General features: G+C 69.4%; 24 protein-coding genes and 1 riboswitch. Of the genes, 17 read left to right on the forward strand and 7 right to left on the reverse strand.

The genetic code is table 11. The features are described from left to right. The first annotated feature begins 203 nt into the window (after positions 1 to 203). The 4 genes from ACIRHA_RS27805 (at position 204) to ACIRHA_RS27820 (ending at position 2888) form a co-directional block, all read left to right on the forward strand. Complete coding sequence (locus ACIRHA_RS27805) at positions 204 to 707, forward strand: ATP-binding protein (RefSeq protein WP_403851255.1); 504 nt, start codon at positions 204 to 206, stop codon at positions 705 to 707. 57 nt (positions 708 to 764) lie between these two features. After that, the gene (locus tag ACIRHA_RS27810) at positions 765 to 1679 is read left to right on the forward strand and encodes a MerR family transcriptional regulator (RefSeq protein WP_403851259.1); all 915 of its coding nucleotides are present in this window, start codon (positions 765 to 767) and stop codon (positions 1677 to 1679) included. 58 nt (positions 1680 to 1737) lie between these two features. Further along, positions 1738 to 1950 (forward strand): EF-hand domain-containing protein, encoded by a 213-nt coding sequence (locus tag ACIRHA_RS27815; RefSeq protein WP_403851262.1) that lies wholly within the window; start codon positions 1738 to 1740, stop codon positions 1948 to 1950. Positions 1951 to 2177: 227 nt separating this feature from the next. Continuing rightward, positions 2178 to 2888 (forward strand): NADPH-dependent F420 reductase, encoded by a 711-nt coding sequence (locus tag ACIRHA_RS27820; protein WP_403851265.1) that lies wholly within the window; start codon positions 2178 to 2180, stop codon positions 2886 to 2888. Between the two features lie 13 nt (positions 2889 to 2901). Here ACIRHA_RS27820 and ACIRHA_RS27825 read toward each other — a convergent pair whose 3' ends face one another. Then, positions 2902 to 3456, reverse strand: a complete 555-nt coding sequence (locus ACIRHA_RS27825; RefSeq protein WP_403851268.1) for a glycoside hydrolase family 25 protein — start codon at positions 3454 to 3456, stop codon at positions 2902 to 2904. Positions 3457 to 3635: 179 nt separating this feature from the next. On the opposite strand from ACIRHA_RS27825, the gene ACIRHA_RS27830 reads away from it, so the two are divergent. Next, on the forward strand, positions 3636 to 3980 hold the full coding sequence (locus ACIRHA_RS27830) for a DoxX family protein (protein WP_403851271.1): 345 nt from the start codon (positions 3636 to 3638) through the stop codon (positions 3978 to 3980). 145 nt (positions 3981 to 4125) lie between these two features. After that, a complete protein-coding gene (locus ACIRHA_RS27835) occupies positions 4126 to 5106 on the forward strand; it encodes an Ig-like domain-containing protein (protein WP_403851274.1) in 981 nt (326 codons plus the stop codon). 45 nt (positions 5107 to 5151) lie between these two features. Here ACIRHA_RS27835 and ACIRHA_RS27840 read toward each other — a convergent pair whose 3' ends face one another. The 5 genes from ACIRHA_RS27840 to gcvT all read right to left on the reverse strand — a co-directional run bounded on the left by ACIRHA_RS27840 (position 5152) and on the right by gcvT (position 11664). After that, entirely contained in the window at positions 5152 to 7029 is a 1878-nt protein-coding gene (locus tag ACIRHA_RS27840) for an FHA domain-containing protein (RefSeq protein WP_403851277.1), read from the reverse strand. Positions 7030 to 7367: 338 nt separating this feature from the next. After that, on the reverse strand, positions 7368 to 8747 hold the full coding sequence (locus ACIRHA_RS27845) for an L-serine ammonia-lyase (RefSeq protein WP_403851280.1): 1380 nt from the start codon (positions 8745 to 8747) through the stop codon (positions 7368 to 7370). A gap of 86 nt (positions 8748 to 8833) precedes the next feature. Then, on the reverse strand, positions 8834 to 10099 hold the full coding sequence (gene glyA / locus ACIRHA_RS27850) for a serine hydroxymethyltransferase (RefSeq protein WP_403851282.1): 1266 nt from the start codon (positions 10097 to 10099) through the stop codon (positions 8834 to 8836). A gap of 7 nt (positions 10100 to 10106) precedes the next feature. After that, positions 10107 to 10484 carry a glycine cleavage system protein GcvH gene (gcvH, locus tag ACIRHA_RS27855; protein WP_266714318.1) on the reverse strand — a complete coding sequence of 126 codons (378 nt, stop codon included), beginning with the start codon at positions 10482 to 10484 and terminating at the stop codon, positions 10107 to 10109. A gap of 64 nt (positions 10485 to 10548) precedes the next feature. After that, on the reverse strand, positions 10549 to 11664 hold the full coding sequence (gene gcvT / locus ACIRHA_RS27860; RefSeq protein ID WP_403851285.1) for a glycine cleavage system aminomethyltransferase GcvT: 1116 nt from the start codon (positions 11662 to 11664) through the stop codon (positions 10549 to 10551). Between the two features lie 162 nt (positions 11665 to 11826). Then, a riboswitch (glycine riboswitch) is annotated at positions 11827 to 11926 on the reverse strand. 125 nt (positions 11927 to 12051) lie between these two features. Between gcvT and ACIRHA_RS27865 the strand changes: the two genes are divergently transcribed. The 11 genes from ACIRHA_RS27865 to ACIRHA_RS27915 all read left to right on the forward strand — a co-directional run bounded on the left by ACIRHA_RS27865 (position 12052) and on the right by ACIRHA_RS27915 (position 24473). Then, positions 12052 to 12708 carry an AAA family ATPase gene (locus ACIRHA_RS27865; RefSeq protein ID WP_403852121.1) on the forward strand — a complete coding sequence of 219 codons (657 nt, stop codon included), beginning with the start codon at positions 12052 to 12054 and terminating at the stop codon, positions 12706 to 12708. Between the two features lie 59 nt (positions 12709 to 12767). Further along, positions 12768 to 13586 carry an enhanced serine sensitivity protein SseB gene (locus ACIRHA_RS27870; RefSeq protein ID WP_403851288.1) on the forward strand — a complete coding sequence of 273 codons (819 nt, stop codon included), beginning with the start codon at positions 12768 to 12770 and terminating at the stop codon, positions 13584 to 13586. Positions 13587 to 13713: 127 nt separating this feature from the next. After that, positions 13714 to 14505: an enhanced serine sensitivity protein SseB C-terminal domain-containing protein gene (locus tag ACIRHA_RS27875; protein ID WP_403851290.1), complete on the forward strand. Its 792-nt coding sequence runs from the start codon at positions 13714 to 13716 to the stop codon at positions 14503 to 14505. A gap of 314 nt (positions 14506 to 14819) precedes the next feature. Further along, positions 14820 to 15824 (forward strand): ABC transporter permease, encoded by a 1005-nt coding sequence (locus ACIRHA_RS27880; RefSeq protein WP_403851293.1) that lies wholly within the window; start codon positions 14820 to 14822, stop codon positions 15822 to 15824. Positions 15825 to 15939: 115 nt separating this feature from the next. Next, complete coding sequence (locus tag ACIRHA_RS27885; RefSeq protein WP_403851296.1) at positions 15940 to 17712, forward strand: ABC transporter substrate-binding protein; 1773 nt, start codon at positions 15940 to 15942, stop codon at positions 17710 to 17712. A 143-nt stretch (positions 17713 to 17855) separates the two neighbouring features. Continuing rightward, the gene (locus tag ACIRHA_RS27890; RefSeq protein WP_403851299.1) at positions 17856 to 18857 is read left to right on the forward strand and encodes an ABC transporter permease; all 1002 of its coding nucleotides are present in this window, start codon (positions 17856 to 17858) and stop codon (positions 18855 to 18857) included. After that, complete coding sequence (locus tag ACIRHA_RS27895) at positions 18854 to 19951, forward strand: ABC transporter ATP-binding protein (protein ID WP_403851302.1); 1098 nt, start codon at positions 18854 to 18856, stop codon at positions 19949 to 19951. The genes ACIRHA_RS27890 and ACIRHA_RS27895 overlap by 4 nt, the downstream gene beginning before the upstream one ends. A gap of 56 nt (positions 19952 to 20007) precedes the next feature. After that, on the forward strand, positions 20008 to 21138 hold the full coding sequence (locus ACIRHA_RS27900) for an ABC transporter ATP-binding protein (RefSeq protein ID WP_403851305.1): 1131 nt from the start codon (positions 20008 to 20010) through the stop codon (positions 21136 to 21138). 209 nt (positions 21139 to 21347) lie between these two features. Next, positions 21348 to 22745 carry a M1 family metallopeptidase gene (locus ACIRHA_RS27905; RefSeq protein ID WP_403851308.1) on the forward strand — a complete coding sequence of 466 codons (1398 nt, stop codon included), beginning with the start codon at positions 21348 to 21350 and terminating at the stop codon, positions 22743 to 22745. Between the two features lie 119 nt (positions 22746 to 22864). Then, positions 22865 to 23536, forward strand: a complete 672-nt coding sequence (locus tag ACIRHA_RS27910; RefSeq protein WP_403851310.1) for a trimeric intracellular cation channel family protein — start codon at positions 22865 to 22867, stop codon at positions 23534 to 23536. Positions 23537 to 23597: 61 nt separating this feature from the next. Continuing rightward, the gene (locus tag ACIRHA_RS27915) at positions 23598 to 24473 is read left to right on the forward strand and encodes a thioesterase family protein (protein WP_403851312.1); all 876 of its coding nucleotides are present in this window, start codon (positions 23598 to 23600) and stop codon (positions 24471 to 24473) included. 131 nt (positions 24474 to 24604) lie between these two features. Here ACIRHA_RS27915 and ACIRHA_RS27920 read toward each other — a convergent pair whose 3' ends face one another. Beyond that, positions 24605 to 25444 carry an alpha/beta fold hydrolase gene (locus tag ACIRHA_RS27920; protein ID WP_403851315.1) on the reverse strand — a complete coding sequence of 280 codons (840 nt, stop codon included), beginning with the start codon at positions 25442 to 25444 and terminating at the stop codon, positions 24605 to 24607. Positions 25445 to 25459 lie beyond the last annotated feature (15 nt).

Genomic DNA, 25459 nt, shown 5'->3' on the forward strand with positions numbered 1-25459 from the left:
CCTTAAGGGAACCTTAAGCGAACTCGGCCGGGGACGATCAACGGCGGCGTACGTACGGGGAGTTGTCGCAGCTCACGTGGGGTGGAAACGGCCCTGTACTGCCAAAGGCATATGCCTAAGCGGCCCTCCGGAACGGAGCGTTCCGGGGGGCTTATTCCGTCGGAACGACCCCACGGAGCGCCCCGTGGCCCCATCATGGAGGCATGGCGGGGCTTGAGGGTGTGGAACAACCGCGGCGGCACGCAAGTGCGACCGCGGCGCGCTGGTCTCCCGCGGTCGAGGACGAACACGCCCTGAGGGCACTGGAGTTGTTCGGAAACCCGGCCGAGGCGGAGGTGTCGCTGCCGTCGCGCCCCGAGTCGGCCGCGACCGCGCGGCGGCTCACACAGGTGGTCGTCCTGCGCCACTGGGGCCTCTCCCCGAAGATGACCGAGGACGGCGTCCTGCTCGTCTCCGAGCTGGTCGGCAACGCGGTGCGGCACACCGGGGCCCGCCACTTCGGCCTGCGCATGCTGCGCCGCCGCGGCTGGATCCGCGTCGAGGTGCGCGACCCGTCCCGCGGACTGCCCTGCCTGATGCCGGTGCAGCCGATGGACATCTCCGGCCGCGGCCTCTTCCTCGTCGACAAGCTCTCCGACCGCTGGGGCGTCGACCTGCTGCCGCGCGGCAAGACCACCTGGTTCGAGATGCGCGTCGCCGACCGCTGACCTTCGTACGCTGGGTGGCTTGAGTCTCCACCCACTGGAAGGCCCAGACTCCTCGACATGATCGACGACGGCCCGAAGCTGCTCACGATCGGACAGCTGGCCCGCCGCACCGGCCTCACGGTGCGCACCATCCGGTTCTGGTCCGACGAGGGCGTCCTGCACCCCGTGACCCGCAGCGAGGGCGGCTACCGGCTCTACGACGCCGAGTCCGTCGCCCGCCTGGAGCTGATCCGCACCCTGCGCGAGCTGGGCCTCGGCCTGGACGACGTACGGAAGATCCTCTCCGGGGAGCGGGACATCGCGTCCGTCGCCGCCGCACACGTGGCGGCGCTCGACGCGCAGATCCGTTCGCTGCGACTGAACCGGGCCGTCCTGTCGACCGTCGCGAAGCGTGGTTCGAGCACCGAGGAGATGGCTCTGATGAACAAACTGGCACGGCTGAGCGCCGCCGAGCGGAAGCACATCATCGACGACTTCATGGAGCAGACCTTCGGCGGCCTGGACGCCGCCGACCCCGACATCCGCAACCGGATGCGGGTGATGGTCCCCGATCTGCCCGACGACCCGACGTCCGAGCAGGTCGACGCCTGGGTGGAGCTGGCCGAGCTGATGCGGGACCCGGACTTCCGCGCCCATATGCGCCGCATGATCGAGTTCAACGCGGCCGACCGCGGTCCCGACGTGACGCCCGGCAGTTCGCTGTGGTTCATGAGCCGCCTCGTGCACCTCGCGTCCGAGGCCAGGGAGCGCGGTGTCGAGCCCGGCACCGCCGAGGCCGACGAGGTGCTGCGCGGTCTGCTCGGCGACGCCGACCGCGCCGAGGTCCTGGAGCGGATGGAGGCGGCCGCCAACGACGACGTGGCCCGGTTCCGCGACCTGGTGTCCCGGGTCCGCGGTCTGGAAACCCTGCCACGGCACGAGGCGGAGTTCGCCTGGGTACTCGCTGCACTGCGGTCGGGGCCCGCCAGCTAATCTGGCTGCCGTCAACACGGCAGTACGAGAGCAGTACGGAAGACGAGGGGTGGACCCGGTGGCGGACATCGAGGAAGCACGCAAGGCGTTCGAGCGGTTCGACGCGGACGGCGACGGCTTCATCACGGCGGCCGAGTACAAGAGCGCCATGGCGCAGATGGGCGACTTCAACGTCACGGACTCCGTGGCCGAGGTACTCATCTCCGGGCAGGACGCCAACGGGGACAAGCGCCTGTCGTTCGACGAGTTCTGGGCCAACCTGAACAAGTAGGCATCCGGCTCTGGTGGGGCGTGCGCACGGCGCACGCCCCACCGGTGTCTCACGCCTCAGTCGCGCCCCGGTTCACCGCCGACCCGAAGTTGCGCGAACGCGACGGGGCGGGCGGCCCGCGACGAACTGACGGCGATTCAGGGCAAGTTGGAATCGCGAGTGGACGAGTGAGGCCGGTCCGAGGGTCGGAATAGCGGGTGTGTCCTCCCGGTTCACATCCTGTGCACGTGCATGCTTCTTCCGAATCCTCCCGACCTCGAAGGGCAAGGCTCGACATGAAGATCGGCATCATCGGAGCGGGCAACATCGGCGGCAACCTCACCCGCCGCCTCACGGCCGTCGGCCACGACGTCCACGTGGCGAACTCGCGCGGACCGCACACCCTCACCGCTCTCGCGGAGGAGACCGGCGCCACGCCCGCCACCATCGAGGACGCGGTCCGCGACGCGCAGGTCGTCGTCGTCACGATCCCGCTCAAGGCGGTACCGAACCTGCCCGCCGGGCTCCTCGACACGGCGGCCGACGACGTCGCGGTCATCGACACCGGCAACTACTACCCGCAGCAGCGCGACGGGAAGATCGACGGGATCGAGGACGAGGGCCTGACGGAGAGCCGCTGGACGGAACGCCAGATCGGCCACCAGGTGGTCAAGGCCTTCAACGGCACCTACGCCCACGACATCCTCGAGAAGGCCCGCCCGGCCGGCGACCCGCAGCGCGTCTCCCTGCCCATTGCGAGCGACGACGCGGCCGCGAAGCAGGTCGTCTCCGCGCTGCTCGACGAGATCGGCTTCGACACCGTGGACGCCGGCGGCCAGGACGAGTCCTGGCGCCAGCAGCCCGGCACCCCGGTCTACGGCCTCGCGTCCGACGCGGCGGCGGTGCGCAAGGCCCTCGACTCGGCCTCCCCGCAGCGCACGGCGGAGTGGCGCGCCTGACCGCCGGCTCCCGTCAGACGCCGCCGGCCCACTCGTGCAGGGCGTCCTTGCTCTCGAAGTCGGCGACGTTCTTGTCGAGGGGGCTGTCGGTGTACTGGTGGATCGCCCAGTCCGCCTTGATGCGGGGCTTTCCGGCACTGACGTAGTCGGCGATCCAGAGGCCGTCGCCGGCGTAGGACGTCGAGTCGATATTGAGCCAGAAATTCCTGTTTGCGTAGAGAAGCACCCGATGGTTCGGCCGCAGCCGCTTCACCTCGCGGATGAACTTGTCCTTCTCCGCGTTGCTCGCGTGCGTGCCCTCGCCGGTCGTCTCCCAGTCCGCCGCCAGCAAGTCCCCCACCTTTTCGGGGGACTTGCTCACGAAGTACTCGGCCTGCGCCGTGATGTTCCCCGGCCACAGGAAGTGGTAGAAGCCGACGACGCAGTGCGCGTCACGGGCCCGCTTCGTCTGGGCGGCCAGGCGCGGGTTGACGTACGAGCGACCCTCCGTCGCCTTGATGAAGACGAACGACAGGCCGTCCGTGTCGAACGTGGACTGGTGCGAGCTGACGTCGATGCCACGGATCATGCGGGCCTCCAGGTCGGTGGGGCGACGAGGTCGAACTTTCATCGTCCCTGATCCGGCGCGTAATGAGGTCACCTTTGCGTAGATCAGCGGCTGTTGGCCATGCCCCGGGCCGCACGGATGTCACTTTTCGCGCAGGCCGATCCGTCCGTCTGGTGAACCCTTCTGAAGGAGCGCACATCATGTTCACCGTCTACGTCGTCGTCACCGTCCTCGCCGCCGTCGTGTACGGATCGGCGGCCGTCGCCAACCTCGCCGGCCACGCGTATCCGAAGGCTCAGGCCGACAAGCTGGGGGTGCCGTACGCGTGGATCCCGTGGCTCGGGACGGCGCTCGGAGCCGGCGCGCTGGGGCTCGTCGCCGGGTTCGTGGTCCCGGCCCTCGGGATCGCCGCCGCTTCGGGCCTGGTGCTGTACTTCGTCGGGGCGCTGGGCGCGCATCTGCGCGTCGGCGACCGGAACTACGGTGCGTGGTCCTTCTGCTGCGCACTCGCTGTAGCGGCCCTGGCCCTGAGGGTCACTGTCTAGAGTCCGACGTTTCGGACACCCCAAGTCTTGGAACTCGCTTTACGTGCGCGGACGCAACTGACCGAGGCCCTGTGGCTGTCTGACAGGGAGCTGAGCCCCGTTCGGGGCGTGCTGTGCAGAGCGGACTCGGAGAGTGGGGCAGGTCGTGGGACGGCGCAGGGGCAGTGGCATAGGAGTCGCGCTGGCGACGGTCGCGGTACTGGTGGGCGCGAGCGCCTGTGGCGGTGGCGGCACGGACAAGGCGGGCGGGGAGCCGTCGGGGAAGGCGAGTGCGAGCGCCTCGCCGTCACCGGCGAAGCCCAAGGGCCCGCCGATGCTGCTGGAGACGATCACTCCGCAGACCGGCACCAAGGTCGGCGTCGCCATGCCGGTATCGGTGGTCTTCACCAACCCGGTGGCGGCGAAGGCGCGCGCGAAAGTCGAGAAGCACATGAAGGTGAGCGCCTCGCAGCCGGTGAAGGGCGCCTGGCACTGGTTCGGCGACAAGCGCGCCGACTGGCGCCCCAAGACGTACTGGCCCTCGGGTACGAAGGTGAAGGTCGACGCCGATATGAAGGGCGTCAGCAACGGCAACGGCCGCTACGGCGTGCACGGTTACACGCACACCTTCACGGTCGGGGACGACGTGCGCGCCGATGTCTCCGTTCCCGGCCACACCCTGAAGGTCACGAAGAACGGCAAGGCCGTGCGCACGCTGTCGATCAACGCGGGCAGCGCCGAGTACCCGACCTGGAACGGCACGATGGCCGTCATCGACAAGCAGAAGAAGGTCCACATGACCTCCTGCAGCGTCGGCATCAGCTGCGACAAGGGCAGCCCCAACTACTACGACCTGACGCTGCCCTGGGACGTCCACCTCACCCAGTCCGGCACGTACGTCCACTACTCGACCGGTGACCCGAACCCGGGCAGCGGCAGCGCCCGCGGCTCGCACGGCTGCGTGCACCTGTCGATGTCCGACGCCAAGTGGTTCTACGGCCAGGTCAAGCAGGGCGACCCGATCACCATCACCGGCTCCCCGCGCGCCAAGGCCCCGGCGGACAACGGCTACGCGGCCTTCAACCTGAGCTGGGACCAGTGGCTCGAGGGGAGCGCGTCGGGGCAGGGGACGAGCGCCGCCCTGTGAGCTGAGCCGGGCGGGCGCCGTCCGGTGCCCCGGTGGGCCGGTCGCTCAGCCCACCAGGAGTGGGTCCAGCCGTTCCGCGGGATAGAAGATGTCGATGTCGACCTCCTCGCCGCCGACGATCTGGGTGTCCCAGGCGCCGCTGTGCACCAGGGTGTACAGGGTCTGGCCGTTCAGCGTGTCCAGGTGCTTCAGGAGCGTCGCGTCGTCGGGCAGTCCGGGAATCCGCGGCGCCAGACGGTCGCGGATCGCGCGGAGTTGATCCATGAGGGCGTCGAGGTCGGCCTGCCGGTCCGGCGTCCGCTCCGCGGCCTCCGAGATGCTCTGCTGGATCTTGTCCTTGATGGCCCGGGTCACCCCTTGCTCGTCCGTGGTGATCATCGAGTTCCAGGCGCGGCTCTTGTGCCGGTACTGGAGCATCGACATGGCCGCCTCGTGGCGTACGAAGTCGGCATCGCGCAGCGGCCGCCCCCGCCAGGTGCCGCTGAGGGAGCGGGCGAGCGAAATGGCCGATCCCCAGCCGCTGTTGAGGCCGCGGCCCGGCCAGAAGTGGATGGCGTTGGCGGCGTCCCCGAGCAGGAATCCGTACGTGCCCGGTCCCGAGGCCGTCTTGGGGTGCAGCCGCGCGGTGAACCGCGGCCGCTGCACCATGTCGAGGCGGAACGCGGTGACGGCGCTCAGGTCGGACTCGGGCACGGCGAACAGCGCAAGCCCCTCCTTGACCCGCTTCCACAGCGCCGACCCCTTGAGCAGGGCGGGCAGGAACAAGGTGCTGTGGGTGTCGCAGAGGAAGTCGCCGTCCTCGCTCCGGTTCATCACGCACGGGCGCGAGGCGATGCACTCCTCGAACACCTGCCGGACGGGGTCGATCCCCACGACCTCCTTTGCCTCCTCGTCGGTGAGCCGCATGTTGAGGAAGCCCTCACCGCGCAGGGAGTTGAGGAGGAACCGGTTCTGCGCCACGGTGAGCAGCACGGACATCGGATCCGACAGCCTGGACTTCACCCTCAGGCCGAGCACCACGTCCTGGAGGTGCGCGCCTTCCAGCGAGTAGATGGACGTGTCGGCCCGGCCGAACTTCTCTGTGAAGTGCGCACGCGTCCGGGAGCGACCTCCCTCGCAGATGGCGAGCACATGGTCCGCGGCCGCGCTCTTCTCGTGCTCGACCGGGTCGAACCGCTCCGGCACGAGGCGGATGCGGTCCGCCTTCTCGTTGGCCAGCTCCAGGAGTGTGTCCTCCACGTAGGAGATCCGGATGTTGCGGGGCTGGTGACCGCGGATCGAGTCCGGGCCCGCCGGCCACATCTCGCTGTACGCGCCGTCCTTGAACAGCCGGTCCTGGACCTCCTGGGGAAGGCCGAGGTACTGGCGGCTCTGCACCGTGACGACCTGCATGCGCCGGACGTTTCCCTGTGTCGCGTCCTTCCAGACGACCCTGTCCCCGTCCCGGGTCCAGCGGCCGTCGTAGATCGTGACGGCGGCCCGGGGGCCGAGCAGGGACTCCAGGAGCAGGGCGAAGGCAAGCCCCACGGGACCGCCGCCCGACACCGTCACCTTGAGCACCGGGACCGGCTGCTCGGCGGGAGGCGGCGTGAGGGCCTCGAGAACGGAGAGGTCCATGATGGTCTCCATCGGTCCTGCCGCCTCGAAGGAGAACGTCTCCTCACCGATCGTGATGACGTCGTCGGGCTGGAGCACGCGCGAGGTCATGCGCTCCCCGTTGACGTATGTCCCGTTGCTGCTTCCCAGGTCGTAGAGCATGAATCCATGGCCCTCGCGGCGTACCTCGGCATGGAACCGCGAGATGCTCACGTCGCGGATCACCACGTCGTTCGCGGACTTGCGGCCGAACGTGAGGGGCTTCGCTCCGATGCCGAACCGCTCTCCGGCCAGGGAACCTTGACGGCTGACTATCTCAGGGGGCATGAGTCCTCGGATTCCATTCATCCAACGAGCCAGGACCGTGCGGCGAGGGCGGCCGTTACCCCGGCCGCCCTGCCCGTACGTCAAAGCTAGGGCCCTTCTGACGGATCCTGCTGGAGTCGCGGGGTCTGGCACGCCCATCTGCGGCGTTGTCGTCGGTTGCCAACGCTCCGCGTTGACGCCCTCCTCCGCCTTGCAGCTGCACGCACCAGACCCCGCTCGTCTGCACCGGACGGCCACGGCCACCCGCATCCAGCCTGACCCGTCAGAAGGACCCTAGAGGCGTCGACGGATTCGGGAACCCCCTGGCGCGTGAACCGGCCGACCCCGAGGAGGCGGCCTCAGCACTCGATGATGTTCACCGCGAGCCCGCCGCGCGCCGTCTCCTTGTACTTGACGCTCATGTCCGCGCCGGTGTCCCGCATCGTCTTGATGACCTTGTCGAGGGACACCTTGTGCGAGCCGTCGCCGCGCAGCGCCATCTTCGCGGCGGTGACGGCCTTGACCGCCGCCATGCCGTTGCGCTCGATGCACGGGATCTGGACGAGGCCGCCGACCGGGTCGCAGGTCAGGCCGAGGTTGTGCTCCATGCCGATCTCGGCCGCGTTCTCCACCTGCTCCGGGGAGCCGCCGAGCGCCTCGGCGAGGGCGCCCGCCGCCATCGAGCAGGCGGAGCCGACCTCGCCCTGGCAGCCGACCTCGGCACCGGAGATGGAGGCGTTCTCCTTGAAGAGCATGCCGATCGCGCCGGCCGTGAGCAGGAGGCGGACCACGCCGTCCTCGTCGGCTCCGGGCACGAAGTTCACGTAGTAGTGCAGGACGGCGGGGATGATGCCCGCCGCGCCGTTCGTGGGCGCCGTGACGACCCGGCCGCCCGCCGCGTTCTCCTCGTTCACGGCCATCGCGTAGAGGGTGATCCACTCCATGGCGAGGGCCTTGGGGTCGCCCTCGGCGCGCAGCTTGCGGGCCGAACTCGCGGCGCGGCGGCGGACCTTGAGGCCGCCGGGCAGGATGCCCTCGTGGGACATGCCGCGGGAGACGCAGGACTGCATGACGCGCCAGATGTCCAGGAGACCCTCGCGGATCTCGTCCTCCGTGCGCCAGGCCTTCTCGTTCTCCAGCATCAGGGCCGGGATGGACAGGCCGGTCTCCTGCGCGAGGCGGAGCAGCTCGTCGCCGGTGCGGAAGGGGTACTTGAGGGACGTGTCGTCGGGGACGATCGGGTTCGAGCCCTCGACGGCGTCCTCGTCGACGACGAAGCCGCCGCCCACCGAGTAGTACGTCTTGGTGAGCAGCTCCTTGCCGTCGGAAGCCTCGTCACCGTATGCCCACAGCGTCATGCCGTTCGCGTGGTACGGGAGGGCCTTGCGGCGGTGCAGGACGAGATCGTCGTCGTAGGAGAACGGGATCTCGTGCGCGCCGAGCAGGTTGAGGCGGCCCGTCTCCTTGATCGTCTGCACGCGCTCGTCGGCGTGCTCGACGTCGACCGTGCGCGGGGAGTCGCCCTCGAGGCCGAGCAGCACCGCCTTCGGGGTGCCGTGTCCGTGCCCGGTCGCGCCCAGGGAGCCGTACAGCTCGGCGCGGACGGAGGAGGTGTGGGCCAGCAGGCCCTCGTTCTTCAGGCGCCGCGCGAACATGCGGGCCGCGCGCATCGGGCCGACCGTGTGCGAGCTGGACGGGCCGATGCCGATCGAGAACAGGTCGAAGACCGAGATGGCCACGGGTTCCTCCAGGGGACGGTACAGAAGTGGTGCGGGGCACCGCGCACTCTCCAGTGTGCGCGGTGCCCCAGGGAGCGAGCCCGCTGTTACTTGCCGAGATTCGGGTACAGCGGGTGCTTGTCGGCCAGAGCGGTCACCCGGGCCTTGAGCGCCTCCGCGTCGTACGACGGCTGAAGCGCCAGCGCGATCACGTCGGCGACCTCGCGGAAGTCCTCGGCCTGGAAGCCGCGGGTGGCGAGGGCCGGGGTGCCGATCCGCAGGCCGGAGGTGACCATCGGCGGGCGCGGGTCGTTCGGGACCGCGTTGCGGTTGACCGTGATGCCGACCTCGTGGAGGCGGTCCTCGGCCTGCTGGCCGTCGAGCTCCGATTCGCGCAGGTCGACGAGGACCAGGTGCACGTCGGTGCCGCCGGAGAGGACGTTGACGCCCGCCGCGCGGGACTCCGGGGTCGTCAGGCGCTCGGCGAGGAGCCGGGCGCCCTCGATCGTGCGGGCCTGGCGCTCCTTGAAGTCCTCCGATGCGGCGACCTTGAAGGAGACGGCCTTGGCCGCGATCACGTGCTCAAGGGGGCCGCCCTGGAAGCCCGGGAAGACCGCCGAGTTCAGCTTCTTCGCGAAGTCCTTGTTGCGGGCGAGGATGATGCCGCCGCGCGGACCGCCGAGCGTCTTGTGCGTCGTGGACGTGACGACGTCGGCGTGCGGCACCGGGTTGGGGTGCAGGCCCGCGGCCACGAGGCCCGCGAAGTGCGCCATGTCGACCCACAGGTACGCCTCGACCTCGTCGGCGATGCGACGGAACTCGGCGAAGTCCAGCTGGCGCGGGTACGCGGACCAGCCGGCGATGATCACCTTCGGGCGGTGCTCCTTGGCGAGCCGCTCGACCTCGGCCATGTCGACCAGGCCGGCGTCGTCCACGTGGTACGGGACCACGTTGAACTGCTTGCCGGAGAAGTTCAGGCGCATGCCGTGCGTGAGGTGGCCGCCGTGCGCCAGGTCCAGGCCGAGGATCGTGTCGCCCGGCTTGGCGATGGCGAAGAGCGCGGCCTGGTTCGCGGAGGCGCCGGAGTGCGGCTGCACGTTCGCGTACTCGGCGCCGAAGAGCGCCTTCACACGGTCGATCGCGATCTGCTCGGTGACGTCGACGTGCTCGCAGCCGCCGTAGTAGCGGCGGCCGGGGTAGCCCTCCGCGTACTTGTTGGTGAGGACCGAGCCCTGGGCCTCCATGACGGCGGCCGGAGCGAAGTTCTCCGACGCGATCATTTCGAGGGTCGACTGCTGGCGCTTCAGCTCGGCGTCGACCGCGACGGCGACCTCGGGGTCGAGCTCGTGCAGGGATTCGTTCAGTACGGACATCAGGGGGTCAGCTCCCGGAGAACTCGGTGTACTCGTCGGCGGAGAGCAGGTCCTTCGGCTCGTCGGCCAGCCGGACCTTGAACAGCCAGCCGCCCTCGAACGGGGCCGAGTTGACGAGCGCCGGGTCGTCGACGACGTCCTGGTTGATCTCGGTGACCTCGCCGTTCACGGGGGAGTACAGGTCGGAGACCGACTTGGTCGACTCGAGCTCGCCACAGGTCTCGCCCGCGGTCACGGTGTCACCGACCTCGGGGAGCTGGACGAACACGATGTCACCGAGCGCGTTCGCGGCGTGCTCCGTGATGCCGATCGTGGCGACGCCGTCCTCGACGGCCGAGAGCCACTCGTGCTCCTTGCTGTAACGCAGCTGCTGGGGGTTGCTCATGATGCGAATTCTCCTGTACGCGGGAAGGTGCTGGTGACAGAGGGGGCGCCGATGCGCGGCGCGGCTACTTCTGGCGCTTGTAGAACGGCAGTGCCACGACCTCGTACGGCTCGTGCGTGCCGCGGATGTCGACACCGACACCCGCCGTACCCGGCTCCGCGTGCGTGGCGTCCACGTACGCCATCGCGATCGGCTTGCCCAGCGTCGGGGACGGGGCGCCGGAGGTGACCTCGCCGATCACCGTGCCGTCGACGACGACGGACATTCCGGCGCGCGGCACCCGGCGGCCCTCGGCGATGAGGCCGACGAGCTTGCGGGGCGGGTTGGCCTCGGCCTTCGCGGCGGCCTCCTTGAGGGCGTCGTGGCCCACGAAGTCGTCCCCGTGCGAGGTCTTCTCGAACTTCACGACGCGGCCGAGACCGGCGTCGAAGGGGGTGAGCCCGGTCGTCAGCTCGTGCCCGTACAGCGGCATGCCCGCCTCCAGGCGCAGCGTGTCCCGGCAGGACAGTCCGGCGGGGATCAGGCCGTACTCGGCGCCCGCCTCGGTGAGCGCCTGCCACAGCTTCTCGGCATCGGTGGGGGCGACGAACAGCTCGAAGCCGTCCTCGCCGGTGTAGCCGGTGCGCGCGATGAGCGCCTGCACGCCGGCGACGGTGTCGGGCAGTCCCGCGTAGTACTTCAGGCCGTCCAGGTCCGCGTCCGTGACGGACTTCACGATCGCCGCGGAGGTCGGGCCCTGCACCGCGAGCAGCGCGTACGCGTCCCGGTCGTCGCGGACCTCGGCGTCGAAGCCGGCGGCGCGCCCGGTGAGGGCGTCGAGCACGACCTGCGCGTTGCCCGCGTTCGCGACCACCATGTAGGTGGTCTCGCCAAGCCGGTACACGATCAGGTCGTCGAGGATCCCGCCGTCCGCGCGGCAGATCATCGTGTAGCGGGCGCGGCCGAGGCCCACGGAACCGATGTTGCCCACGAGAGCGTGGTTGAGGAGGTCGACGGCCTGCGGACCGGACACGGTGATCTCGCCCATGTGGGAGAGGTCGAAGAGGCCGGCACGCGTGCGCACGGCGTTGTGCTCGTCGCGCTCGCTGCCGTAGCGCAGCGGCATGTCCCAGCCGGCGAAGTCGGTCATGGTCGCGCCGAGCGAACGGTGCAGGGCGTCCAGTGCGGTGGTGCGGGTCATGGCTGGTGTGCTCCCGGTGGCATGACGGCGATGGCGGAGTCTCGTGAACGCACGCGAGACGTCCTCCCCATCTGTCATCGGAACCTGAGAGGTTCGCCCCGAGGGGCTTGCACCTTGGGTGGGGGCGTCACGTCACAAAGACGCCCCACTTTTCAGATCTGCCTCGCCCGCGCGGTACGGGGCCTGAGAGATTCAAGGGAGGAACTTGCTCCTTCGGCGTCCGGGCACTCGTGAGTACCCGGAACTCTCCCGCGCGGATTCAAGCGGCCGGTATGCAGTTTGCGCGCACATCATTGCATGCCCGTCCGACAGGGAAAGCCCTTGAGTGGCATTACCTTCTCTTTACACTTGAGGGGCAAGGGTGGCGTGACCGGAACGGGGAGGACGATCACGGTGCACAAGGCAGTGGCGGGGGCGTATGCGGTGTCGGCTTCGGCGCCGGTGGTGGCGGGGGTGCGGAGCACCGGCCGGCGCTCGGTGCGGGATCTGCGCGGCCGTCGCGGTCACACGCCGCACCTGCTCGCCTTCGCGGCGGGCGACCTCGTCGTGCTCTCGGGTCTGCCGGGCAGCGGCAAGTCGACGCTGATGCGGCGGGCCGTCAAGGAGATCCGGATCGATTCGCAGGACACCCGCGAGCGCTGGGCCGCCCGCATGCCGCGCTACCTGCCGTACGCGCTGTACCGCCCGCTGGTCCGCGTCGCGCACTACGTGGGGCTGCGCCGGGCGATGCGCTCGGGCGTGAGCGTCGTCGTCCACGACTGCGGTACGCAGGCGTGGGTGCGCCGCTGGGTGATCCGCACGGCGCGGCGGCGCGGGGTCGCCGTCCACCTGATGCTGCTCGACGTACCGGCGGACACGGCCCTTGAGGGGCAGCGGGACCGCGGCCGCGGGGTGTCCCGGTACGCCTTCGCCCGGCACCGCAGGGCGGTGGGCGCGCTCGTCAGCTCGACGGAGCGGGGGAAGCTGCCGGCCGGGATGGAGTCGGCGGTGCTGCTCGACCGGGCGGCGATGGAGGCGCTGGGCGGGATCACGTTCGGCGACTGACACCGGTTAAGGTCGGCGGGCAGCAGCAGCGGGCGGAACAGCAGAGGTTGATGGCAGTCATGGAGTTCCCAGGCACCCCGGAGCCGGGTCACGGTCACGCTCAGGGGCACGAGGGCGGCTACGCCCACCCCGTGCAGGGCTGGCCCGCCAACGAGTTGGAGGAGGTCCTCGCCGCGGCCCTCGGGCATCCGGAGTCCGGTGCCCGCGTCGTCGAGGTGCTCGGCCGCAGCCACGTGTGGATCCCGCTGCCCAGGGGCGGTTCGAACGCCAGCAGGGACCTCGACCTGCCGAGCCTGGAGATCGCGGGCCAGGCCTTCGTCCCCGTGTTCAGCTCCGAGCAGCAGTTCATGGCGGTCACCGGTGGCCGCATGGACTGCACGGTGGCCCCGGCCGTGGAGTTCGCGCGCGGGCTTCCGCCGCAGGTCGGCATCGCGGTGAACCCGGACGGCACGGTGGGCGTGCCGCTGCCGCCGCAGGCCGTCGCCGAGCTGGCCCGCAGTGGCCGCACCCCGCTGGACGGCCCGGCGACGGGTGGCCGCGTGGTGCTCAGTGAGCCCGACTGGCAGGTCGACCCGATGGACTTCCTGGCCGCGGTGCGTGAGGAGTTCGAGGCGCTCGGCACGGTACTGAGCGCCCGGCGCTGCCTCGCGACCGTGGAGGACGCGGAGCCGTCCCTGTTCATCGGCGTGGAACTGCTGGCGCAGGCCGCCGGTGCCGCGGGCGGTGCGCGGGACGTTCCGCTGGAGGCGCTGGGGCGGGCGCTGGGCCGCGCGCCGGTGGCCTGGGCCGTCAACCTGGTGTTCCTGGACGTGACGCAGGACCCGGTCGCGGACTGGCTGCGTACACACGTACGGCCGTTCTACGTACGAGAAGGGTGACGGCGTCCGTCAAGTCGGTGTCAGTATCGCCGCTTAAGCTGGTTTCATGACGTGACCGGTCGGCGCTTCGCTTTCCGGCCACGTGTGGGACACGGACGTATGTGAAGAGCCGAAGGGGCGGTTACGGGTGAGTGCGTCGGGCACGGCCGCGGCTGGACAAGTCGAGCACATGCTGCGCCAGGTGACGCCGGGACGCCACGACGCGTACGAGGCGCTCCTCAAGGCCCTCGCCGACCCCGCGGCCGGGCAGGTCTGGATGCTGCTCTGGCACGGCCAGGCCGGCTCTCCTGACGCCCAGTACGGGAACATGGAGGTGGACGGCTTCGGCTACGCCCCGTGCGTCACCTCCGCCCAGGAGCTCTCCGCCTCCGGCTGGTCGCGGGCGTACGAGGTGGTGAGCGGGGTCGACGCGGCGCGCACGCTCTACCCGGACCACTACGGGCTCTGGCTGAACCCGCACGCGCCGGGTGGCGGCGTCGGCATCCCGTGGCTCGACCTGCGCCGCATCGCGGGCGGCCTCGACCGGCAGCCCGCGGGCCCGCTGCGGCTCTCCGAGCCCACGATCGAAATCCCCCAGTTCTATGCGGTACTGACGCAGAACGCCCACCGCACCACGGCGATCCGTTCCCTGCGCCGCGCCTGGGTCCAGCCCGCGCTCGGCGCGCCCTACCTCGCCATCGGCCTGGACGTCTACGACACGTCACCGGCGTCCGTGGACGCGGTCCGGGCGATGATGCAGCAGTCCGTCCCCGCGGTCCCCGAGGGCCTCCCGGTCTCCACGGTCGCGATGTCGGACGAGTACGACCCCATCGCCATGTGGCTCAGGGCGAACGCGCGGCCGTTCTACGACCGCGAGGCGCATGTCGCTCCCGCTGGGGGTGGGTACGGGTATCCGCCGCCGTACGGCGCTACGCGTTAGCTCCAGCCCGTCCGGCGTTTGAGGACATCTTTTGACCGGTGCCGCCCCAACTGTCCCGGTTGCGCGGCCATTCGGCCGCTTGGGGCCCAACTGCCCACCGTCCGCACCCCGTTCACCCCTCTCCGGATAACGGAACACCCCAGCCTGCATCACGTTTAGGCATCCTTTCGCTGTCAAGTCTGGCAACAGATCGCGCCCAGGTTGAAGACTCCCGCAGCAAGGGGGCTTCGCCTCTGTGTACGACGGACTGAACCACGCCGCCACAGCGGCAAGTGCGGGCCGGTCACCGCCGGTTGAGAGGGGTCCCTGCCACGATGACGGCACCATTGCACGACACGAGCGCGGAAGCGGAACCGAGCGCCCCGGTCGAGCCTGCCAAGGGAGACGGAGACCGCAAGGTCGAGGGCCGGTCGCTCAAGCAGATCGCCTGGAACCGGCTGAAGCGCGACAAGGTCGCTCTCGGCGGTGGCATCGTTGTCGTCCTTCTGATCCTGGTCGCGATCTTCGCGCCGTTCATCGTCAGCCTGCTCGGCCACCCGCCGAACGACTTCCACCAGGACAAGCTCGACCCGCTGACGAACCTGCCCCAGGGCGCGCTCGGCGGCGTGAGCGGCGACTTCCTCTTCGGCCTGGAGCCGAACAAGGGCCGCGACGTCTTCAGCCGCATCGTCTACGGCGCCCGGATCTCGCTGCTCGTGGCGTTCCTCGCGGCGATCGTCGCCGTGGTGCTCGGCACGCTGTTCGGCATCATCGCCGGCTTCTTCGGCGGCTGGATCGACGCGGTGATCAGCCGCGTGATGGACGTGCTGCTCTCCTTCCCGCAGCTGCTCTTCATCATCTCCCTGGTCTCCGTGCTCCCCGACGACCTGCTCGGCCTGACCGGCAGCGGGGTGCGCATCGCCGTACTGGTCCTCGTCATCGGATTCTTCGGATGGCCGTACATCGGCCGCATCGTCCGAGGGCAGACGCTCTCCCTGCGGGAGCGTGAATACGTCGAGGCGGCACGGTCGTTGGGCGGTGGCTCGCGGCACATCCTGTTCCGCGAACTGCTGCCGAACCTGGCGGCGCCCATCGTCGTCTACATGACGCTGATGATCCCGACCAACATCCTCACGGAGGCGGCGCTCAGCTTCCTCGGTGCGGGTGTCAGGCCGCCCACGGCCTCCTGGGGCGGCATGCTCCGCGACGCTCTGGAGACGTACGAGCACGACCCGATGTTCATGGTCTTCCCGGGTGTCACGATCTTCATCACCGTTCTCGCCTTCAACCTCTTCGGCGACGGGCTGCGCGACGCCCTCGACCCGAAGGGCACCCGGTAACGCCGTACAAGTCCAACTGGCTTTCACCGAACTGCCCCTGCAGCACCGTCAGGTGGCTTGACTCCATGGTTCTCCGGCAGGTGTCCGGGACCGCGATCTCGGAGGTTACGAGAAAATGCCCACAGGTTCCTCGAAACGACGGCTCGCCGCCGGCGCCGCCCTCGTGGTCGCGGCTCTGGTGTCGACCACGGCGTGCGGCGGTGGCAGCGACGACGACTCCAAGGACTCGTCGAAGGGCGCCGGTTACGACGCCGCGTACCAGAAGATCGCCAACCCTTCGAAGAAGAAGGGGGGCACGCTGCGCATGGTCGGCAAGCAGGACCTGGACTCCGCGGACCCGCAGCGCGCCTACTACGGCATGTCCTGGGACTTCATGCGGTTCTACACGCGCCAACTGGTGACCTACGCGCCCAAGCCGGGCGAGGCGTCCAACGAGCTGGTCGGTGACCTGGCCAAGTCCAAGGCCGACATCTCCGACGACGGCAAGACCTACACGTACCACCTGCGGGACGGGATCACCTGGGAGGACGGCTCGCCGATCACCTCCAAGGACGTCAAGTACGGCATCGAGCGCATCTGGGCGACGGACACCATCACCGGTGGCCCGCAGTACCTGAAGAAGAACCTGGACCCCAAGGGCGAGTACAAGGGCCCCTACAAGGACAAGTCCAAGGACAAGCTGGGCCTGAAGTCGATCGAGACGCCGGACGACCAGACCGTCGTCTTCAAGCTGCCCAAGCCGAACGGTGACTTCGAGCAGTTCCTCGCCATGCCGACCGGCTCGCCGGTCAAGCAGGAGAAGGACACGAAGGCCAAGTACACCGCGCACCCGTTCTCCGCCGGCCCGTACAAGTTCCAGTCGTACAAGGCCAACAAGAAGATCGTGCTGGTCCGCAACGACAAGTGGAAGAAGTCCTCGGACCCGGTCCGCGCGGCGCTTCCCGACAAGGTCGACGTGACGATCTCCGCCAACCTGGAGGAGAACGACAAGCGCCTGATGGAAGGCGACTACGACGTCGACATGAACGGCACCGGCATGACCCAGTCGGGTCGCGTCTCCGCCGTCCAGGACCACAAGGACAGCGTCGACAACATGCGGACCGCCTTCGTCCGCTACGTCGCTCTGGTGCACAAGGCCAAGCCGTTCGACAACGTCCACTGCCGCAAGGCCGTGTTCTACGGAACGGACTTCGCCGGTCTGCAGCAGACCCGCGGCGGCAAGCTGGCCGGTGGCGACATCGCCAACTCCACCCTGCCGAAGTCCATCAAGGGCCACAGCGATTACGACCCGTACGGCATCCTCGCCCGCAAGGGCAAGCCGGACGTGGCCAAGGCCAAGTCCGAGCTGAAGGAGTGCGGCAAGCCGACCGGCTTCTCGACGAAGATCACCGCCCGTACCAACAACCCGGGCGAGGTCGACACCGCCGAGGCGCTGCAGGAGCAGCTCGCCAAGGTCGGCATCAAGGTCGAGGTCGACTCCTTCGACGGTGCCGAGGCCGCCTCGGTCACCGGTTCGCCGAAGGTCGTCAAGGCGCGCGGCTACGGCATGATCATGAGCGGTTGGGGCCCGGACTTCCCGTCGGGCCAGGGCTTCGGCCAGCCGCTGTGGGACAGCCGCTTCCTCGCGCAGACCGGTAACTACAACGAGTCCGAGATCAACGACCCGAAGATCGACGGCATGTTCGACAAGGCCATCGCCGAGACGGACCCGAACAAGGCCGGCGAGACCTACAAGGCGCTCGACAAGCGGATCCTCGACCAGGCCGACTGGATGCCGTTCATCTACGAGAACAACATCACGTGGCGTGGCCCGCGTCTGACCAACGCCATGATGGCCGACGCCTACAGCGGTCGCTACGACTACGCCTCCCTGGGCGTCGTCAAGTAACACCCCTGCCGGACGGCGGAGTTCATCCGCCGTCCGGTTCCGCCCCAGCCGCCGAAACCCGCCAGTCCGAAGGGCAGGTGATGGCCCCGGGCGGCGGACGTGCACCCCCACAAGGGGCCACGGTCGCCGCCGGGCCGCGCACAGTGCTTGCTTATCTCACCCGGCGCCTGTTCGCCGTAATCATCATGGTGCTCGTCGTTCTGTTCGCGACCTTCACCATCTTCTTCATGCTGCCCAAATGGGCGGGTCAGGACATCGCCGTGCTCTTCGCCGGCAAGTCGTCCGGCGCCGAGCAGCTCGCGGGGATCCGGATCAAGCTGGGGCTCAACGACCCTCTGCTCGTCCAGTTCTGGGACTTCGTCAAGGGCATCCCGCTGGGGCGCGACTACGCCAACGGCAATGACGTGACCCATTGCGCGGCGCCCTGCTTCGGGTACTCCTTCCGTACGGAGGAACCCGTCTGGAACACCCTGAAGGACGCGCTGCCCGTCACCGGCGCGCTCGCCCTCGGCGCCTGTGTGCTGTGGCTCATCGGCGGCGTCGCCACCGGTGTCGTCTCCGCCCTCAAGCGCGGCTCCTTCTGGGACCGCGCCGCCATGACCACCGCCCTCGCCGGCGTCTCCCTGCCGGTCTTCTTCACCGGCATGGTCGCGATGGGGATCTTCGTGCACAGCCTCGGCTGGGTGCACATCGCCGACTCGCTCTCCACCGACGACTCGATCGGTACGTGGATCGAGACGCTGATCCTGCCGTGGATCGTGCTCGCCTTCCTGAACGCCGCGATGTACGCCCGGCTCACCCGCGCCACCATGCTGGAGATCCTCGGCGAGGACTACATCCGCACCGCGCGCTCCAAGGGCCTCGGCGAACAGGCCGTCATCACCCGGCACGCGCTGCGCTCCGCGATGACGCCGATCCTCACCGTCTTCGGGCTCGACCTCGGCGTGCTGATGGGCGGCGCCGTGCTCACCGAGTCCACGTTCAACCTGCCGGGTCTCGGCCTCGCGGCGGTCCAGGCCATCAGCAACAAGGACCTGCCCGTGATCCTCGGCGTGACGCTGATCGCGGCCCTCGCGATCGCCGTCGCCAACCTCGTCGTGGACCTCTTGTACGCCGTCATCGACCCGCGAGTGAGGCTGGGATGACCGAACTGAACAAGACCGGAGCGGCGGTCGGTGAACCCACCGCCGCCTCCGGCGCCCCCAGCTCATTCCTCGAGGTCCGGGATCTGCATGTGCACTTCCCGACCGACGACGGCCTGGTCAAGTCCGTCGACGGGCTCTCCTTCACGCTGGAGAAGGGCCGCACCCTCGGCATCGTCGGCGAGTCCGGCTCCGGGAAGTCGGTGACCTCGCTCGGCATCATGGGCCTGCACACCACCGGCCAGTACGGCCGGCGCAAGGCGCAGCTCAGCGGCGAGATCTGGCTGGACGGCACCGAGCTGCTCTCCGGCGACCCGAACACGGTGCGCAAGCTGCGCGGCCGCGACATGGCGATGATCTTCCAGGATCCGCTCTCCTCGCTGCACCCGTACTACTCGATCGGCAAGCAGATCGTGGAGGCCTACCGGGTCCACCACAACGTCGACAAGAAGACCGCGCGCAAGCGGGCCGTCGAGATGCTCGACCGGGTCGGCATTCCGCAGCCGGACAAGCGGATCGACTCCTATCCGCACGAGTTCTCGGGCGGCATGCGCCAGCGCGCGATGATCGCGATGGCCCTCGTCAACAACCCCGAGCTGCTGATCGCCGACGAGCCGACCACCGCGCTCGACGTGACGGTGCAGGCGCAGATCCTCGACCTGATCCGCGATCTGCAGAAGGAGTTCGGCTCGGCCGTCATCATGATCACGCACGACCTCGGTGTCGTCGCGGAGATGGCGGACGAGCTGCTGGTCATGTACGGCGGCCGCTGCGTGGAGCGGGGGACCGCCGACCAGGTCTTCAGCACGCCCCAACACCCGTACACGTGGGGCCTGCTGGGCTCGATGCCGCGCATCGACAGGGAGCAGACGGAGCGGCTCACCCCGGTCAAGGGCTCCCCGCCCAGCCTCATCAATCTGCCGAACGGCTGCGCCTTCAATCCGCGCTGCCCCTACGCGGACGTACCCAAGGACAACATCACGCGCACCGAGCGTCCCGAACTGCGGGAGGTCGGCTCCGGACACTTCTCCGCCTGCCACATGTCGGGCGAGGAGCGCGAGCGGATCTGGAACGAAGAGATTGCGCCGAAGCTGTGACGGATGCCCAAGGTACGGATGCCCAAGGTACGGACGCCAAAGGACCTGAAGCCGAGATGACGACGCCCCCTACGATTCCCCAGCAGGCGACGACCTCTCCGGACCCGGCGGCCGGTGAGCCGCTGCTCAAGGTCGAAGGACTGGTCAAGCACTTCCCGATCCGCAAGGGTCTGCTCAAGCGGCAGGTCGCCGCGGTGCAGGCGGTCGACGGGCTCTCCTTCGACGTCCGCGCCGGTGAGACGCTCGGCGTCGTGGGCGAGTCCGGCTGCGGCAAGTCGACCATGGGCCGGCTGATCACGCGGCTCCTTGAACCCACGGCAGGCCGCGTCGAGTTCGAGGGCCAGGACATCACGCACCTGAGCACCGGCGGGATGCGGCCGCTGCGCCGCGACGTCCAGATGATCTTCCAGGACCCGTACTCGTCGCTGAACCCGCGCCACAACATCGGCGCGATCGTCGGCGCTCCGTTCCGGCTGCAGGGCGTCAAGCCCGAGGGCGGTGTGCGCAAGACCGTCCAGGAACTCCTGGAGAAGGTCGGCCTCAACCCCGAGCACTACAACCGCTATCCGCACGAGTTCTCCGGCGGGCAGCGGCAACGCATCGGCATCGCACGGGCGTTGGCGCTCAATCCGAAGCTGGTGGTGGCGGACGAGCCGGTGTCGGCGCTGGACGTCTCGATCCAGGCGCAGGTCGTGAACCTGCTGGACGACCTCCAGGACGAGCTCGGCCTCACGTACGTGATCATCGCGCACGACCTCTCGGTCATCCGGCACGTCTCGGACCGGATCGCGGTGATGTACCTCGGCAAGATCGTCGAGCTGGCGGACCGCGACGACCTGTACGCGACGCCGATGCACCCGTACACGAAGGCGCTGCTCTCGGCGGTGCCGGTGCCGGATCCCAAGCGTCGCGGCACGAAGAGCGAGCGCATCCTGCTGCGCGGTGACGTCCCCTCGCCGATCGACCCGCCCACCGGGTGCCGGTTCCACACGCGGTGCTGGAAGGCGACGGAGCTCTGCAGGACGACGGAGCCGCCGCTGATTCCGTTGGCCACGGCCCATCAGGTGGCGTGCCACCACCCGGAGAACGCTCCGGACCAGGCGCCGGAGGACTCCACGCTCCTCCAGGTGGCGAAGGAGGCCATCGACGTGATCACGGTCCCGGAACCCACGCCCCCGACGACCTGAAAGCCGGGGCTCAAACGCCGGCGGGGCTGTTGTGAAGCCCCTGCGGCGTTTGAGCAGCGGGGTCCGGGGCGGAGCCCCGTGGCGTCGGACCCGGTGCCGCGCGCAACCCGGTCCCCCGCAAATGGCCCGATAGGGTCATGTACACGTCGACCGCCGAGCGGCAGAGTTCCGCTGTCCGTTACACCGGAACCCGCTCGAAGGGACGCCCCATGGCACTCTCCCGTTCGGCACGCCTGGCCGCGCTCACCGTAGCCGCCGCCTCCTTCTGTCTGATAGCCGCCGGCCCCGCCCCCACCCCCGGCTCCGACGGCATCGGCGACCCGTACTTCCCACAGCTCGGCAACGGCGGCTTCGACGCCGCCCACTACGCCCTCGACGTCGCGTACAACCCCGACACCGACCGCCTCGACGGCCGCACGACCCTCACCGCGCGCGCCACCCAGAACCTCTCCGCCTTCGACCTCGACCTGCAGAAGCTGACCGTCACCAAGGTCGAAGTGGACGGCAGACGCGCCGAGTTCACCCGCAGCGGCGACGAACTGCGCATCACCCCGCGCGCCTCGATCCGCAAGGGCAAATCCTTCACCACGACCGTCACCTATGGCGGCGTGCCCGAGCCCCTCAGCGGCCCCATCGTCTTCGGCTCCGACTACGGCTGGATGAAAACGGCGGACGGCGTCTTCGTCGCATGCGAGCCGAACGCCGCCTCCACCTGGTTCCCGTCCAGCGACCACCCGTCCGACAAGGCCACGTACGACATCCGTATCAAGGCCCCGAAGGGCCTGACCGGCGTATCGAACGGCCGCCTTGTCGACACGTACGACACCGACAAGGGCAAGCAGACCGTCCACCACTGGCGCGAGTCGAAGCCCATGGCGACGTATCTCGCGACCGCCAGCATCGGCAAGTTCGATGTGAAGTCCGGCAAGACACCGGCCGGTACCCCGATCTACGTAGCCATCGACCCGGTCCTCGCCAACAGCAACAACGTCGACGTGTACGCGGTGACCGCCGAGGCCACCGACTACTGGTCGCAGGTCTTCGGCCCGTACCCCTTCGAGGAGACGGGCGCGGTCGTCGACGACATGCCGCAGGCCGGCTTCTCCCTGGAGACCCAGTCCAAGCCGAGCTACTCGGCGGTCCGCTCCGAGTCGACGATCGTGCACGAGCTGGCCCACCAGTGGTTCGGCGACTCGGTATCCGTCGAGCAGTGGAAGAACATCTGGCTCAACGAGGGCTTCGCCACGTACGCCCAGTGGCTGTGGACCGAGCACAAGGGCGGCGCCTCGGCCCACGACTCCTTCCTCGCGGGCTACAACTCCCGTCCGGCGGACTCCGCCTTCTGGCAGGTCAAGCCCGGCGACCCGCAGCGCGACACGATGTTCGCCTCGGCCGTCTACCAGCGCGGCGCGATGACGCTCCAGATGCTGCGCGAGCGCATCGGCGACAAGGCGTTCTTCCAGCTGCTGCCGAAGTGGACGCAGGAGAACCGCTACGGCAACGCCCAGACGTCCGACTTCATCGCCCTCGCCGAGAAGGTCTCCGGCAAGCAGCTCGACGACCTCTTCGACACCTGGCTGTTCACGACGGGCAAGCCGAGTCTGTAGCGGCGCCCCCGGCAGGGCTGCATCTCCCGGGGGGCAACCCCCGGACCCCCGGCTGGAAAGGCAGGCCGACCGAGCCGGGCCTGCACGCCCTCGCCAGGGAATGTGCGTAAGAATGTCGGGTGCTTGAGGAACTGTTCACGCCCTCCGTCCAGCATTGGCTCGACCTCATCGGGATCTTCGTCTTCGCGATCTCCGGTGCCCTGATGGCCGTCCGCAAGAACTGGGACGTCTTCGGGATCGCCGCGCTCGCCGAGGTCACCGCGCTGGGCGGAGGCGTGTTCCGCGACCTGGTCATCGGCGCCGTGCCCCCGGCCGCGTTCGTCGACCTCGGCTATTTCGTCACGCCGCTGATCGCCGCCGCGCTCGTCTTCTTCCTGCACCCGGAGGTCGAGCGCACCCAGACGGCGGTGAACGTCTTCGACGCGGCGGGCCTCGGCCTGTTCTGCGTCACGGGCACGACGAAGGCGTACGACTACGGGCTCGGGCTCACCGCTTCCGCGGCGCTCGGCCTCACCACCGCGGTCGGCGGCGGTGTGCTGCGCGACATCATCGCCAACGAGGTGCCGTCCCTCGTGCGCTGGGACCGCGATCTGTACGCGGTGCCCGCCATGGTCGGCGCCGGGATCGTCGTCCTGTGCATCCATCTCGACGCCCTGGACGGCTTCACCAGCGCCCTCGCGGTCCTCACCGCGTTCGTTCTGCGGCTGCTCGCGATGCGCTACCACTGGCGGGCGCCGCGCGCCTGGAACCGCAGGTCCGCCGGGGTGGAAGTGACGGAGGAGACGCCGTAGCCGCGGACCGGTGGACGGTGAAAGCTACCGCTTAGTAATTTCCTGTTGTACGTTTTCGGGTATGGCAGACGCAGTATCCACGCAGAGTCGCCCGGCCGTCATCGGCGACAGCGAGTTCGACCGTGACACCGCCGTCACCCGGCGCGCGGGCGAACCCGGTGTCTACGACATCGACCTCTCCGCGGGCTGGACGATCATCAACGCCCTCAACGGCGGCTACCTCCTCGCCGTGCTCGGCCGCGCCCTCGCGGACGCCTTGCCGCACGACGACCCGTTCACGATCTCGGCGCACTACCTGACCGCGTCCGCGCCGGGCCCCGCCGTGATCAGGACCGATGTGGCCCGCTCCGGCCGCACCCTCTCCACCGGGCAGGCCTCCCTCTTCCAGTACGCGGAGGACGGCAGTGAGATCGAGCGGATCCGGGTCATCGCGTCGTACGGCGATCTGGACACGCTCCCCGACGACGTGCGCACGAGCGCCGAGCCGCCGGCCATGCCCGCCATCGACCAGTGCTTCGGCGCGGGCGACGCACCCGATGGCACGCCGCCCGTGCCCGGCAGCTCCGCGATCTCCGACCGGCTGCACCTGAAGCTCGACCCGGCCACGCTGGGCTGGGCGCTCGGCGCGCCGTCCGGCAAGGGTGAGATGCGCGCCTGGTTCGGCCTCGCCGACGGCCGCGACATGGACCCGCTGTCACTGCTGCTCGCGGTGGACGCGCTGCCGCCGACCGCCTTCGAGATGGGCCTCAAGGGCTGGGTGCCGACGGTCGAGCTGACCGTCCACGTGCGCTGCCGCCCGGCTCCGGGACCCGTCCGCGTGTCGATCACGACGCGGAACCTGGCCGGCGGCTTCCTGGAGGAGGACGCCGAGATCTGGGACGCGCAGGACCGCTTGGTGGCCCAGTCGCGTCAGCTCGCGCGCGTGCGGCTCGGCTGAGCCACTCAAGCCCCGCGCCTCAAGCCCGGCCGGCGTTTGAGGCGCGGGGTCCAGCTGAGCCAATCAAGCCCCGCCGGCGTTTGAGGCGCGGGGTTCGGGGCGGAGCCCCGAGTCTTCACCCCGCATGGGCCTCACCGTAGAAACTCCCCGAGCACGGCCGCGAGTTCGGCGGGCGCGTCCTCCTGGACGAGATGCCCGGCGCCCTCGACGATCCGCAGCTCCGCGCCGGGGATCAACTTGACCAGCTCGTGCGCCCGCGCAACCGGGATCCAGGTGTCCTCGGCACCCCAGCAGACGAGCACGGGCAGGCCCAACTCCCCGTACCGGTCCTGGATGTCGTCGGTGGCCGCCCACAGGGGGTTCTGCTCGAGCTGCCGGTAGAAGGATTCCTTCCCGGCCTCGGTCAGCCAGGGCGCGACCACGCGCGCGTGCGTGTCCGGGTGCAGCCCGAGGTGGCTGCCGGAGGCGATGTAGCGGTGCACGAGCGCCTCGTGCAGTTCGGGCGGCAACTGCCGGAACACGTCGGAGTGCGCACCGAGCAGCCGGTACGTGGGGGAGCCCCACGGCCGGATCGCCACCGGGTCGACCAGGGCGAGGCGCGCGTACGCGGCGCCGTGCACCAGGTGCGCGCGCAGCGCGATGCAGCCACCGAAGTCGTGGCCGACCACCGCGGGTTGCCCTTCACCGAGGCCCCAGTGGTCGAGCAGCTCGGTGAAGACGCGGGCCTGGGCGTCGAGCGAGAGGTCCTGGTCGGGGCCGGTCTCCGAGACGCCGTAGCCGGGCAGGTCCCACACGTAGACGCGGAATTGGGTCGCGAGCGCGCGGGCCGGCGCCCGCCAGACGTAGGACGAGAACGGTGTGCCGTGGACGAGGACGACGGGCGGCGCGTCGGCCGGTCCGAGTGCCGTCCAGCGGATCTCGCCGGACGAGCTGGAGAAGCTTCGGTCGAGGTTCCAGTCGGCTGCTGTCATGACCGTAACGCTAGT

It is taken from the genome of Streptomyces sp. NPDC102360 (genome assembly GCF_044766085.1).
Lineage (GTDB): Bacteria > Actinomycetota > Actinomycetes > Streptomycetales > Streptomycetaceae > Streptomyces.